This is a genomic window from Streptomyces sp. NPDC006259 (assembly GCF_042870975.1).
Lineage (GTDB): Bacteria > Actinomycetota > Actinomycetes > Streptomycetales > Streptomycetaceae > Streptomyces.
Genome location: NZ_JBIAHY010000006.1, coordinates 437679 through 450036, shown reverse-complemented (window position 1 = coordinate 450036; position 12358 = coordinate 437679). Strand labels below are relative to the sequence as shown.

Annotated in this window: 9 protein-coding genes and 1 tRNA gene; 9 read left to right on the top strand and 1 reads right to left on the bottom strand. The window is 68.9% G+C overall.

The features are described 5' to 3' along the window. Positions 1-800 precede the first annotated feature (800 nt). The 8 genes from dnaN to ACFYO5_RS26515 all read left to right on the top strand — a co-directional run bounded on the left by dnaN (position 801) and on the right by ACFYO5_RS26515 (position 10996). The gene (dnaN, locus tag ACFYO5_RS26550; RefSeq protein ID WP_356561103.1) at positions 801-1931 is read left to right on the top strand and encodes a DNA polymerase III subunit beta; all 1131 of its coding nucleotides are present in this window, start codon (positions 801-803) and stop codon (positions 1929-1931) included. Positions 1932-2119: 188 nt separating this feature from the next. After that, the gene (gene gnd / locus ACFYO5_RS26545; RefSeq protein WP_388713183.1) at positions 2120-3001 is read left to right on the top strand and encodes a phosphogluconate dehydrogenase (NAD(+)-dependent, decarboxylating); all 882 of its coding nucleotides are present in this window, start codon (positions 2120-2122) and stop codon (positions 2999-3001) included. An 80-nt stretch (positions 3002-3081) separates the two neighbouring features. Continuing rightward, the gene (gene recF / locus ACFYO5_RS26540; protein WP_388713180.1) at positions 3082-4203 is read left to right on the top strand and encodes a DNA replication/repair protein RecF; all 1122 of its coding nucleotides are present in this window, start codon (positions 3082-3084) and stop codon (positions 4201-4203) included. Next, positions 4200-4730, top strand: a complete 531-nt coding sequence (locus ACFYO5_RS26535; protein WP_356561097.1) for a DciA family protein — start codon at positions 4200-4202, stop codon at positions 4728-4730. The genes recF and ACFYO5_RS26535 overlap by 4 nt, the downstream gene beginning before the upstream one ends. 459 nt (positions 4731-5189) lie before the next feature. Then, positions 5190-7250 carry a DNA topoisomerase (ATP-hydrolyzing) subunit B gene (gene gyrB / locus ACFYO5_RS26530; RefSeq protein ID WP_388713176.1) on the top strand — a complete coding sequence of 687 codons (2061 nt, stop codon included), beginning with the start codon at positions 5190-5192 and terminating at the stop codon, positions 7248-7250. 42 nt (positions 7251-7292) lie between these two features. Then, positions 7293-9887 carry a DNA gyrase subunit A gene (gene gyrA / locus ACFYO5_RS26525; protein WP_356561093.1) on the top strand — a complete coding sequence of 865 codons (2595 nt, stop codon included), beginning with the start codon at positions 7293-7295 and terminating at the stop codon, positions 9885-9887. An 18-nt stretch (positions 9888-9905) separates the two neighbouring features. Then, positions 9906-10796: a DUF3566 domain-containing protein gene (locus tag ACFYO5_RS26520; protein WP_388713172.1), complete on the top strand. Its 891-nt coding sequence runs from the start codon at positions 9906-9908 to the stop codon at positions 10794-10796. Between the two features lie 123 nt (positions 10797-10919). Beyond that, positions 10920-10996: transfer RNA gene (locus ACFYO5_RS26515), tRNA-Ile, on the top strand. A 467-nt stretch (positions 10997-11463) separates the two neighbouring features. Here ACFYO5_RS26515 and ACFYO5_RS26510 read toward each other — a convergent pair. Next, a complete protein-coding gene (locus tag ACFYO5_RS26510; RefSeq protein ID WP_388713169.1) occupies positions 11464-11838 on the bottom strand; it encodes a DUF6344 domain-containing protein in 375 nt (124 codons plus the stop codon). A gap of 339 nt (positions 11839-12177) precedes the next feature. On the opposite strand from ACFYO5_RS26510, the gene ACFYO5_RS26505 reads away from it, so the two are divergent. After that, a complete protein-coding gene (locus tag ACFYO5_RS26505) occupies positions 12178-12306 on the top strand; it encodes a DLW-39 family protein (protein ID WP_003999697.1) in 129 nt (42 codons plus the stop codon). Positions 12307-12358 lie beyond the last annotated feature (52 nt).

The window sequence follows — 12358 nt, the reverse complement described above, 5'->3', positions numbered from 1 at the left end:
CGGTGCCCGGTCATCCGCTGTTCGATTACGGGCCGGGTTACGGCCTCTCTCCACAGATTCGGTGACTTTCTTCCGTCCACACCCTGGGGACTGCCGAGTTGTCCAGATCCTGTCCACAGGCGCCCTGGGTGGAAGAGAATCAGGGCAGGTCACCTGGCTGTGGATTGGTGGACAAAAGTTATCCACAGGGTGTGGACGAGAAAATGATCCACAGGCTGTGCACGCAGTTGTCCACCGCGAACCCACAGGCTTCGGCCGGTTGTCCCCAGCGATCACGGGCTTCTCCACATGGCTGTCCACTGTTCGGCAACCCGCAGCGCCTCCTCACCGGGTCGAGTGAAAGGCGTCACACGAAGGTGCCGGGTTGGGCTGTGGGAAAGCCGGGTAAACCTGGGGACGCTCCTGGGGAGAAGTCGCCTCATCCTGTGCATGGAGTGTGCAGAACTTTCTGTTCTCCACAGAAGGCCCCGGTTGTCCACCGCCTCCGTCCCCAGGACCGGTGGACAAAATCTCGCCTCTGAGCTGCGGAAACAGGGTTATCCACCGTATCCACAGCCCCTACTACTACTCCCAACTGGAGAGAGCGAGAAGTCCGGTTCGAAGGGGGGGCTGTGCACAACTCGCTGTCCGGGCCCCGGCTGCCCCTCGGCACGACTTGACCCCGAGGGGCACCTACTGTCAGTGCGGTGCGTCAGACTGGTCCCCGGTGGTCCTTCCCCTCACCGGGGCCGACGACACCGAGACAGACGACGAAGGCCAGGCAGGGCGAGAAGCGCCGGCAACAGCAGGAGGCGGCAAGAGTGAAGATCCGGGTGGAACGCGACGTACTCGCGGAGGCAGTGGCCTGGGCGGCGCGCAGCCTCCCGGCCCGTCCGCCGGCGCCTGTCCTCGCCGGCCTCCTGCTGAAGGCCGAGGCCGGAGCCCTCAGCCTCTCCAGCTTCGACTACGAGGTCTCCGCACGCGTGTCGGTGGAGACCGAGGTCGAGGAGGAGGGCACGGTCCTCGTCTCCGGCCGGCTGCTCGCGGACATCTGCCGCGCGCTCCCCAACCGTCCGGTGGAGATTTCCACAGACGGTGTACGGGCCACGGTGGTCTGCGGCTCCTCGCGGTTCACCCTGCACACCCTGCCCGTGGAGGAGTACCCGTCGCTGCCCCAGATGCCGAACGCGACGGGCACGGTTCCCGGCGAGGTCTTCGCCTCCGCCGCCGCCCAGGTCGCCATCGCGGCCGGCCGTGACGACACGCTGCCCGTCCTCACCGGTGTGCGCATCGAGATCGAGGGCGACACCGTGACGCTGGCCTCCACGGACCGCTACCGCTTCGCGGTCCGCGAGTTCCTGTGGAAGCCGGAGAACCCGGACGCCTCCGCGGTCGCCCTGGTGCCCGCCAAGACGCTCCTGGACACCGCCAAGGCGCTCACGAGCGGCGACAGCGTCACCATCGCGTTGTCCGGCTCGGGCGCCGGCGAGGGCCTGATCGGTTTCGAGGGCGCCGGTCGCCGAACGACGACCCGGCTGCTGGAGGGCGACCTCCCGAAGTACCGCACGCTGTTCCCGACGGAGTTCAACTCCATCGCCGTGATCGAGACGGCCCCCTTCGTGGAGGCCGTCAAGCGCGTGGCCCTGGTCGCCGAGCGCAACACCCCGGTGCGGCTCAGCTTCGAGCAGGGCGTGCTCATCCTGGAGGCCGGCTCCAGCGACGACGCACAGGCTGTGGAGAGGGTCGACGCCCAGCTGGACGGCGACGACATCTCGATCGCCTTCAACCCGACCTTCCTGCTGGACGGGCTCAGCGCCATCGACTCCCCGGTGGCCCAGCTGTCCTTCACGACGTCCACCAAGCCCGCGCTGCTCAGTGGCAGGCCGGCGCTGGACGCGGAGGCGGACGAGGCCTACAAGTACCTGATCATGCCGGTGCGTCTCAGCGGCTGAGCCGCCCGGACTTGTCCACAGGCCGTGGAGGACTCCTCCCGGCCTGTGGGTGAAGCCGCAGGTGAGAGCGCGGATGGGCCGTACGTCTGAGCGCGTATGCCCACAGGTGTGCGTGACGGTCCGGGTTTAGGCTCGGACATGGGTACGAAGATGCCCTGCACGCCACACAGCGACCTAAGGAACAACTGATGGAGCTAGGTCTCGTCGGCCTCGGCAAGATGGGCGGCAACATGCGTGAGCGGATTCGCCGCGCAGGCCACACCGTCGTCGGATACGACCGCAACCCGGACCTCGCCGATGTCCACAGCCTCGCCGAGCTCGTGGGCAAGCTCAAGGGCCCGCGGGTCGTCTGGGTGATGGTCCCGGCCGGTGCCGCCACCCAGTCGACCGTCGACGAGCTGGGCGAGCTGCTGGAGCCGGGTGACGTCGTCGTGGACGGCGGCAACTCCCGCTGGACGGACGACGAGAAGCACGCCGGGGAACTGGCCGCGAAGGGCATCGGTTTCGTCGACTGCGGCGTCTCCGGCGGCGTCTGGGGCCTGGAGAACGGCTACGCGCTGATGTACGGCGGCGACGCGGAGGACGTGGCCAAGGTGCAGCCGGTCTTCGACGCGCTCAAGCCCGAGGGCGACTTCGGCGCGGTGCACGCCGGCAAGGTCGGCGCCGGCCACTTCGCGAAGATGGTCCACAACGGCATCGAGTACGCCATGATGCAGGCCTACGCCGAGGGCTGGGAGCTGCTGGAGAAGGTCGACTCGGTGACCGACGTCCGCGAGGTGTTCCGCTCCTGGCAGGAGGGCACGGTCATCCGGTCCTGGCTGCTGGACCTGGCGGTCAACGCCCTCGACGACGACGAGCACCTCGACAAGCTGCGCGGCTACGCGCAGGACTCCGGTGAGGGCCGCTGGACCGTGGAGGCCGCGATCGACAACGCGGTGCCGCTGCCGGCGATCACGGCCTCGCTGTTCGCGCGGTTCGCCTCCCGCCAGGAGGACTCGCCGCAGATGAAGATGATCGCGGCGCTGCGCAACCAGTTCGGCGGCCACGCCGTCGAGTCGGCGAAGAAGTAGTCCACCGGGCCGCCGTTCCGGCGGTCCGTCACCGGACCGCTCCGCGGTCCACGACGCCGGGGGAGGTCGGTGAGACGACCATGCACGTCACGCATCTGTCGCTGGCCGACTTCCGCTCGTACGCCCGGGTCGAAGTCCCGCTCGACCCGGGCGTCACCGCTTTCGTCGGCCCCAACGGGCAGGGCAAGACGAACCTCGTCGAGGCCGTCGGCTATCTCGCCACCCTCGGCAGTCACCGGGTCGCCTCCGACGCGCCCCTGGTCCGGATGGGCGCCGACCGCGCCGTCATCCGGGCGCAGGTCCGGCAGGGCGAGCGGCAGCAACTGGTCGAGCTGGAGCTGAACCCCGGCAGGGCCAACCGCGCCCGCATCAACCGGTCCTCGCAGGTCAAGCCGCGTGACGTGCTGGGAATCGTACGGACCGTGCTGTTCGCGCCCGAGGATCTCGCCCTGGTGAAGGGGGACCCCGGTGAGCGGCGCCGGTTCCTCGACGAGCTGGTCACCGCGCGCTCTCCGCGGATGGCGGGCGTGCGGTCCGACTACGAGCGGGTGCTCAGGCAGCGCAACACCTTGCTGAAGTCCGCCGCGCTGGCTCGTCGGCACGGTGGGCGGACCATGGACCTGTCCACGCTCGACGTGTGGGACCAGCACCTCGCGCGCGTGGGCGCCGAGCTGCTCGCCCACCGTCTCGACCTGGTGGCCGCGATCCAGCCGCTCGCCGACAAGGCGTACGAGCAGCTGGCTCCGGGCGGCGGCCCGGTCGCGCTGGAGTACAAGGCGTCGGCGCCGGGCGAGGCGCACACGCGCGAGGACCTCTACGAGCAGTTGACGGGCGCGCTCGCCGACGTCCGCAAGCAGGAGATCGAGCGGGGCGTCACCCTCGCGGGCCCGCACCGGGACGACGTGCTGCTCAAGCTCGGTCAGCTGCCCGCCAAGGGATACGCCTCCCACGGCGAGTCCTGGTCCTACGCGCTGGCTCTGCGGCTGGCCTCGTACGACCTGCTGCGGGCCGAGGGCAATGAGCCGGTCCTCATCCTCGACGACGTGTTCGCGGAGCTGGACACCCGGCGCCGGGAGCGGCTGGCGGAGCTGGTCGCGCCGGGTGAGCAGGTGCTGGTCACGGCCGCCGTCGACGACGACGTGCCGCATGTGCTGGCGGGTGCGCGGTACGGCGTGGCGGAGGGGACGGTGGAGCGCGTATGACGGTGCCGGAGCCGAAGAAGACGCCCGAGCCGTCCGGTGTCGACCTCGCGCGCGTGGCGCTGAGGGCGGCGCGCGAGCAGGCACGCGCGCGGGGGGACGCGGCGCAGCAGAAGAAGCAGGCGCGGCGCGGGGGCGGCCTGCGCTCCGGCGCGCGCGCGGACGGGCGCGATCCCATGGCGCTGGGGTCGGCGATCAACCGGCTCCTCACCGAGCGCGGCTGGGAGGCGCCGGCCGCGGTGGGCGGGGTGATGGGGCGCTGGCCGCAGATCGTCGGCGCGGACGTCGCCAAGCACTGCGACCCGGAGCGGTACGACGAGGAGGAGCGGGTGCTGTTCGTGCGCTGCGACTCCACGGCCTGGGCGACGAACCTGCGGCTGCTGGCTCCGACGCTGGTCGCCCGCCTCAACGAGGACCTCGGCCACGGCAGGGTGCGGCAGATCAGGGTCCAGGGGCCGGCGGGTCCGCCGCGGCGCTACGGCCCGCTGCGGGCCCCGGGCAGCAAGGGCCCCGGCGACACCTACGGGTGACTTGTGTCACGTGATGTGGCCGGGGCGGAGTTGTCGTACCGTCCCGGCCTTCGTCGCGTGCGGGCCTGTACGGCCCTGTGAGGCCCGCGCAGGGTTCGGACCTGGTTCGAGGGGTCCGTGAGCGCTGTGGGCCCGGTGGCCGATCCGGAGCTGACTCGCCGGTAGCCAAGGGTTGACACCTGGAAGCGCTGAGTGCCTCCGTGAGCCTCTTGGGGGCCCGCTCCGTATATGGGGACCCGGTGGAGACCGGTTGAGGGCGGCACATGCGTACTCAGGTACCGGCAAACCCCCATCACTGTCGGCGCTACCGGTAGACTGGAAGAGAATCCCGCCCCGCACGTGGGGACCGCCCGGGAGACGCTGAGCAACGCTGATCAAGGCTTACCAACGCAACATGCCGCAGCCGCTCCGGCAACCCGCCGACGAGCCCGGCTCGTGCTGTGCCAGAAAGGGCGCTTCGTGGCCGATTCCGGCAACCCCAACGAGAACATCCCGTCCACCGACGCCGGCGTCACCAGCAAGGCCGCGACCTCCGGCAGCGAGGTCACGGCCTCCTACGACGCCAGCGCCATCACCGTCCTCGAGGGCCTGGACGCGGTCCGCAAGCGACCCGGTATGTACATCGGCTCGACCGGCGAGCGCGGCCTGCACCACCTGGTGCAGGAGGTCGTCGACAACTCCGTCGACGAGGCGCTGGCCGGGCACGCGGACACCATCGACGTGACGATCCTGGCCGACGGCGGGGTCCGCGTCGTCGACAACGGCCGTGGCATCCCGGTGGGCATCGTCCCCTCCGAGGGGAAGCCGGCCGTCGAGGTCGTGCTGACCGTGCTGCACGCGGGCGGCAAGTTCGGCGGCGGCGGCTACGCGGTCTCCGGAGGTCTGCACGGCGTGGGCGTCTCCGTGGTGAACGCCCTGTCGTCGAAGGTCTCCGTCGAGGTCCGGACAGACGGCCACCGCTGGACGCAGGACTACAAGATGGGCGTGCCGACGGCCCCGCTCGCCCAGCACGAGGCCACCGAGGAGACCGGCACCTCGGTCACCTTCTGGGCGGACGGCGACATCTTCGAGACCACCGAGTACTCCTTCGAGACGCTCTCGCGGCGCTTCCAGGAGATGGCGTTCCTCAACAAGGGTTTGACGATCAAACTCACTGATGAGCGCGAGTCGGCGAAGGCCGTCACCGGTGCGGACGAGGCGGGCGCCGACCTGAAGGACGAGGTCAAGTCCGTCACGTATCACTACGAGGGCGGCATCGTCGACTTCGTGAAGTACCTCAACTCCCGCAAGGGGGAAGCGGTGCACCCGACGGTCATCGACCTGGAGGCCGAGGACAAGGACAAGAACCTGTCCCTCGAGGTCGCGTTGCAGTGGAACAGCGGCTACAGCGAGGGCGTGTACTCCTTCGCCAACATCATCCACACGCACGAGGGCGGCACGCACGAGGAGGGCTTCCGGGCGGCGCTGACCTCGCTGATCAACAAGTACGCGCGCGACAAGAAGCTGCTGCGCGAGAAGGACGACAACCTCACGGGTGACGACATCCGCGAGGGTCTGACCGCGATCATCTCGGTGAAGCTGAGCGAACCGCAGTTCGAGGGCCAGACCAAGACCAAGCTGGGCAACACGGAGGCCAAGACCTTCGTCCAGAAGGCGGTCTACGAGCACCTCAACGACTGGCTGGACCGCAACCCGGTCGAGGCGGCGGACATCATCCGCAAGGGCATCCAGGCGGCCACCGCGCGCGTGGCGGCCCGCAAGGCCCGCGACCTGACGCGCCGCAAGGGTCTGCTGGAGTCGGCGTCCCTGCCGGGCAAGCTGTCCGACTGCCAGTCGAACGACCCCACCAAGTGCGAGATCTTCATCGTCGAGGGCGACTCCGCCGGCGGCTCGGCCAAGTCCGGCCGGAACCCGCAGTACCAGGCGATCCTCCCGATCCGCGGCAAGATCCTCAACGTCGAGAAGGCCAGGATCGACAAGATCCTGCAGAACCAGGAGATCCAGGCGCTGATCTCCGCCTTCGGCACGGGCGTGCACGAGGACTTCGACATCGCGAAGCTCCGCTATCACAAGATCATCCTGATGGCGGACGCCGACGTCGACGGCCAGCACATCAGCACCCTGCTGCTGACCTTCCTGTTCCGCTTCATGCGGCCGCTGGTCGAGGCCGGGCACGTGTACCTCTCCCGCCCCCCGCTGTACAAGATCAAGTGGGGCCGGGACGACATGGAGTACGCGTACTCCGACCGTGAGCGCGACGCGCTGATCGAGATGGGCCGTCAGCGAGGCAAGCGGATCCGTGAGGACTCCATCCAGCGCTTCAAGGGTCTCGGCGAGATGAACGCCGAGGAACTGCGCATCACGACGATGGACCAGGAGCACCGCGTCCTCGGCCAGGTCACCCTGGACGACGCCGCCCAGGCCGACGACCTGTTCTCCGTCCTCATGGGCGAGGACGTCGAGGCACGCCGTGCCTTCATCCAGCGCAACGCCAAGGACGTCCGCTTCCTCGACATCTGAGTCGGTCTCAGCTGACCGGACCAGGAAGGATCAACACCAGCAATGACCGACCAGAACACTCCCGCCGGCCCTGAAGAGGGCGGCGAGATCGCCATGCGCATCGAGCCCGTCGGGCTCGAGACGGAGATGCAGCGCTCGTACCTCGACTACGCGATGTCCGTCATCGTCTCGCGTGCGCTGCCGGACGTGCGGGACGGCCTCAAGCCCGTCCACCGCCGCGTCCTGTACGCCATGTACGACGGCGGCTACCGTCCCGAGCGCGGCTTCTACAAGTGCGCCCGCGTCGTCGGCGACGTCATGGGCAACTACCACCCGCACGGCGACTCCTCGATCTACGACGCGCTGGTCCGTCTCGCCCAGCCGTGGTCGATGCGCATGCCGCTCGTGGACTCCAACGGCAACTTCGGCTCGCCGGGCAACGACCCGGCGGCCGCCATGCGGTACACCGAGTGCAAGATGGCGCCGCTGTCGATGGAGATGGTCCGCGACATCGACGAGGAGACCGTCGACTTCACGGACAACTACGACGGCCGCTCCCAGGAGCCGACCGTCCTGCCGGCCCGCTTCCCGAACCTGCTGATCAACGGTTCGGCCGGTATCGCGGTCGGTATGGCGACCAACATCCCCGCGCACAATCTGCGCGAGGTCGCCGCCGGTGCCCAGTGGTACCTGGAGAACCCGGAGGCCTCGCACGAGGAGCTGCTGGACGCGCTGATCGAGCGCATCAAGGGCCCCGACTTCCCGACCGGTGCCCTCGTCGTCGGCCGCAAGGGCATCGAGGAGGCGTACCGCACGGGCCGTGGCTCCATCACCATGCGCGCGGTCGTCGAGGTCGAGGAGATCCAGAACCGCCAGTGCCTGGTGGTCACGGAGCTGCCGTACCAGGTCAACCCGGACAACCTCGCGCAGAAGATCGCCGACCTGGTGAAGGACGGCAAGATCGGTGGCATCGCGGACGTCCGGGACGAGACCTCGTCGCGCACGGGGCAGCGCCTGGTGATCGTCCTCAAGCGGGACGCCGTCGCCAAGGTCGTCCTGAACAACCTCTACAAGCACACCGACCTCCAGACGAACTTCGGCGCCAACATGCTGGCGCTGGTCGACGGCGTGCCGCGCACGCTGTCCCTGGACGCGTTCATCCGGCACTGGGTGACGCACCAGATCGAGGTCATCGTCCGGCGTACGAAGTTCCGGCTGCGCAAGGCCGAGGAGCGCGCGCACATCCTGCGCGGTCTGCTGAAGGCCCTGGACGCCATCGACGAGGTCATCGCGCTGATCCGGCGCAGCGACACCGTCGACATCGCGCGCACGGGTCTGATGGAACTCCTGGAGATCGACGAGATCCAGGCGAACGCCATCCTCGAGATGCAGCTGCGCCGGCTGGCCGCCCTGGAGCGTCGCAAGATCGTCCAGGAGCACGACGAACTCCAGGCGAAGATCACCGAGTACAACGCGATCCTCGCCTCGCCGGTCCGCCAGCGCGGCATCGTGAGCGCGGAGCTGGCCGCGATCGTCGAGAAGTACGGCGACGACCGCAAGACCCAGCTGATCCCCTACGACGGTGACATGTCCATCGAGGACCTCATCGCCGAGGAGGACATCGTCGTCACCGTCACGCGCGGTGGCTACGTCAAGCGGACCAAGACCGACGACTACCGGGCGCAGAAGCGCGGGGGCAAGGGCGTACGGGGCGCGAAGCTGAAGGAGGACGACATCGTCGACCACTTCTTCGTCTCCACCACGCACCACTGGCTGCTGTTCTTCACCAACAAGGGCCGCGTCTACCGCGCGAAGGCCTACGAGCTGCCCGACGCCGGGCGGGACGCGCGCGGACAGCACGTGGCGAACCTGCTGGCCTTCCAGCCGGACGAGGCGATCGCCGAGATCCTCGCGATCCGCGACTACGAGGCGGCGCCGTACTTGGTCCTGGCCACCAAGGGCGGTCTGGTCAAGAAGACGCCTCTGAAGGATTACGATTCGCCGCGTTCCGGCGGTGTCATCGCGATCAACCTGCGGGAGCGGGAGGACGGATCCGACGACGAACTGATCGGAGCCGAACTCGTCTCGGCCGACGATGATCTGCTGCTGATCAGCAAGAAGGCCCAATCGATCAGGTTCACCGCCTCGGACGACACTCTGCGCCCGATGGGCCGCGCCACCTCGGGCGTCAAGGGCATGAGTTTCCGTTCGAGTGACGAGCTGCTGTCGATGAATGTTGTTCGACCCGGTACGTTCGTGTTCACTGCCACAGACGGCGGGTACGCGAAGCGGACCAACGTCGACGAGTACCGCGTCCAGGGTCGCGGCGGCCTCGGCATCAAGGCCGCCAAGATCGTCGAGGACCGCGGCTCACTGGTCGGCGCGCTGATCGTCGAGGAGACCGACGAGATCCTCGCCATCTCGCTGTCCGGCGGTGTGATTCGTACGCGAGTCAACGAGATCAGGGAGACGGGCCGTGACACCATGGGCGTCCAACTGATCAACCTGGGCAAGCGCGATGCCGTGGTCGGCATCGCTCGTAACGCCGAGGCGGGGCGCGAGGCGGAGGAGGTCGACGGCGACATCGCCGTGGACGACATCGCCGAGGACGCCGCGACCAGCGGCACGGACGAGGGTGAGGCGCCCTCGACCGAGTAGGACGAGGAGTGAGTCATCGTGAGCGGAGCCACGGGCGCCGGTTCGGTCGGAACATCGGCCGGCACCTCTGCCGACCCTTCGACCGGCACCTCAGCCGGTACGGAAACGGACGGCGGCCGTGGCTCCGCCGCGGTGAACAAGGACGCGCGGACGACCGACGCGCGGCCCACCGACGGGCGGGGAACCGACGCCCGAGCGGCCGACGCGCGCGTGACGGATCCGCACACGACCAACCTCCAGGCGATCAAGTCGCCCGCGAAGGACTCGCAGCCGGCCGACACACATGGATCCCAGGGGGGAACTGTGACGGACACCCGAGGCCCGCAGGCCCGGCAGTACGCCGCTGGAGCGGGCAAGGCCGCCGCCGGCGGCAAGGCGCAGCCGCAGGCAGGTCCGGAGGCCCAGCAGGCCTCCCCGCTGCCCGGTGAACGCCAGGGACAGCAGGCCGCCGGGCCCTACCACCCGCCGCAGGCCTACTCCACCCCCGCCCCGGGCGACGCCGTGCGCCGACCGCGCACCGGCGCCCGGACCACGCCCCGGGTGCGCAAGGCGCGGCTGCGGGTGGCGAAGGCCGACCCGTGGTCGGTGATGAAGGTCAGCTTCCTGCTGTCGATCGCGCTGGGCATCTGCACGATCATCGCGGCCGCCGTCCTGTGGATGGTCATGGACGCGATGGGCGTCTTCTCCACGGTCGGCGGCACGATCTCGGAGGCGACCGGCTCGAACGAGTCCAACGGATTCGACCTCCAGTCCTTCCTCTCCCTGCCCAACGTCCTGCTGTTCACGTCGATCATCGCGGTCATCGACGTCGTCCTCGCGACGGCCCTCGCGACGCTCGGCGCGTTCATCTACAACCTCTCCGCGGGCTTCGTGGGCGGCGTCGAGCTGACCCTCGCCGAAGACGAGTGACTTGGTCGCCACCGTCGTTCCAAACCCCCGCCCGACCTCCGGCGACAACCGATTTTGGGACTGCCCGCGTCGTGCGCTAATCTTCAGGGGTCAGCGCGCGGGACACACACCGCAAGGCGCGGCGGGGCTATAGCTCAGTTGGTTAGAGCGCATCCCTGATAAGGATGAGGCCACAGGTTCAAATCCTGTTAGCCCCACCAGTACGAAGGCCCCCGACCGATCAGGTCGGGGGCCTTCGGCGTGTGTGCCAGGGGTGGTGGTGGGCGGAGCCGGCTGGATGCAGGGCGAAGGCGATCCCGGGTGACCGTTGCCGGGAAATCGCGTTCCGGTGCTGGGTGCTGGGTGCTGGGTGCTGGGTGCTGGGTACCGGTCCGTGCCCTCGTCCCGTGGTCCTCCTGCCTCCGCCTTCTGTCCACGCCTCCTGCTTCCGCCTTCCGCCTTCCGCCCTCCGTTTTCTCCCTGCCCGCCTCCGTCCTGCGCTGGTGGAGCGGGTGTCGTCCGGTGTGTCGGCCTTGGGGGGAGTGGGTGGGAGCGCCGGTGGCCGGGAGTGGGCATGGCGAAGGCCCGGTTGCTCCGGGGGGAGCTGCCGGGCCTGCATCATGCGGCTGTACGCAAGTTCGCCGTTACGTCGTGATCGCGGTGCGGTTCGGCACGAGGTGCCGGGGTGTCAGCGCTGGAGGGGCGTGGCGGGCTCGGCGGCAGGGTCGGTCTCGGTCTCGGTGGAGCAGGGGGCCGCGAGGCGGTCGTCCGCTTCGGTCTCGGGGAGAGGGCGCCGGCGGCAGCTGGGGGACTTGCCGTGGGCCTCGGCGTGGATGCGCTGCTTCATCGTGGGGGGCAGGGACCGGGCCAGTAGCCAGGCCCAGGGGGACTCGGCCGCCACGTTCGCCGGTACGGCGCTGCCGCTGTCGCCGCTGTTGCGCGTCGGCTCGCTCTGCGCTACCGCCGTCGACGCGGTGGTGGTGACGAGTCCGAGCGCCGTGCACAGCGCGAGGAAGGCGGTGATGATGGCGGTCCACAGCTTCATGACCCGGTTGTCGGTCATGGCCCCTCACTTTCGGGTTGGGCGATTTGCGTACTTTCCTCATGATGTGTATGGGGAGCGCGAAGTGGTGGACCGACGCTCGTGGCGTGGCGTTGTTCCGATGAACACCACACGGATGGGTGCAAGGAGGCCGATAAGCCATCGAAGAGGGGCGAAGTCACCGTCCGTGCGAGTGGGATCACCCTCCGATCCGAGGGTCCGATCCTGTGCCGCGCCCTCGTCTACTGGGCTGCCGAGGGCGGCAGTTGAGGGGCCGAGGCAGGTCACCGATCGATATCGGTCGGTGTGTATAGTCGGGCGCCAGAGGTCCCCTACGTCAAGGAAAGACGAGGTCGCGCGGTGAAGAAGCTTCTCCTGGTCGCACTGGCCGCCATCGGCGGGCTCCTCGTGTACCGCCAGATCCAGGCGGATCGCGCCGAGCAGGATCTGTGGACGGAGGCGACCGACTCCGTGCCCACGGGTTCATGAGCACTGGTACCGAGAACTGATCAAGCCCCGGCCGCTTCGAGCGGTCGGGGCT

Coding starts and splice junctions, on each gene's coding strand:
- gyrA (WP_356561093.1), top strand. CDS start 7,293: ATGACCGACCAGAACACTCCCGCCGGCCCTGAAGAGGGCGGCGAGATC.
- ACFYO5_RS26535 (WP_356561097.1), top strand. CDS start 4,200: ATGACGGTGCCGGAGCCGAAGAAGACGCCCGAGCCGTCCGGTGTCGAC.
- gnd (WP_388713183.1), top strand. CDS start 2,120: ATGGAGCTAGGTCTCGTCGGCCTCGGCAAGATGGGCGGCAACATGCGT.
- recF (WP_388713180.1), top strand. CDS start 3,082: ATGCACGTCACGCATCTGTCGCTGGCCGACTTCCGCTCGTACGCCCGG.
- ACFYO5_RS26510 (WP_388713169.1), bottom strand. CDS start 11,838: ATGACCGACAACCGGGTCATGAAGCTGTGGACCGCCATCATCACCGCC.